The sequence below is a fragment of the Apibacter sp. wkB309 genome, assembly GCF_002964915.1.
Classification (GTDB): domain Bacteria; phylum Bacteroidota; class Bacteroidia; order Flavobacteriales; family Weeksellaceae; genus Apibacter.
On sequence record NZ_PSZL01000017.1, the window covers coordinates 1 to 664 of the forward strand.

Annotated in this window: 1 rRNA gene; it reads right to left on the reverse strand. The window is 48.8% G+C overall.

The annotated features are described in order from the left end of the window. Nucleotides 1-651: ribosomal RNA gene (locus C4S75_RS05775) — 16S ribosomal RNA — on the reverse strand; the annotation flags it as partial. Nucleotides 652-664 lie beyond the last annotated feature (13 nt).

Consider the following 664-nt stretch of genomic DNA (forward strand, 5'->3'; position numbering starts at 1 on the left):
ACTATTCAAGATTAACAGTATCAACGGCAGTTCTACAGTTAAGCTGCAGGTTTTCACCGCTGACTTATCAACCCGCCTACGGACCCTTTAAACCCAATAAATCCGGATAACGCTCGCATCCTCCGTATTACCGCGGCTGCTGGCACGGAGTTAGCCGATGCTTATTCGTATGGTACCTTCAGAACATTACACGTAATGTGGTTTATTCCCATACAAAAGAAGTTTAAAACCCATAGGGCTGTCGTCCTTCACGCGGGATGGCTGGATCAGGCTCTCACCCATTGTCCAATATTCCTCACTGCTGCCTCCCGTAGGAGTCTGGTCCGTGTCTCAGTTCCAGTGTGGGGGTTCACCCTCTCAGGCCCCCTAAGGATCATCGTCTTGGTAAGCCGTTACCTTACCAACTAACTAATCCTACGCATGCCTATCTGTATCCGATTAATCTTTTAATATCTGCCAATGCTGGCAGATATGTTATCCGGTATTAATCCGGGTTTCCCCGGGCTATCCCGGTGATACAGGTAAGTTGCATACGCGTTACGCACCCGTACGCCGGTCTCTCTTGAAGCAAGCTCCAAAATACCCCTCGGCTTGCATGTGTTAGGCCTCCCGCTAGCGTTCATCCTGAGCCAGGATCAAACTCTCCATTGTAATTTCTTTATTA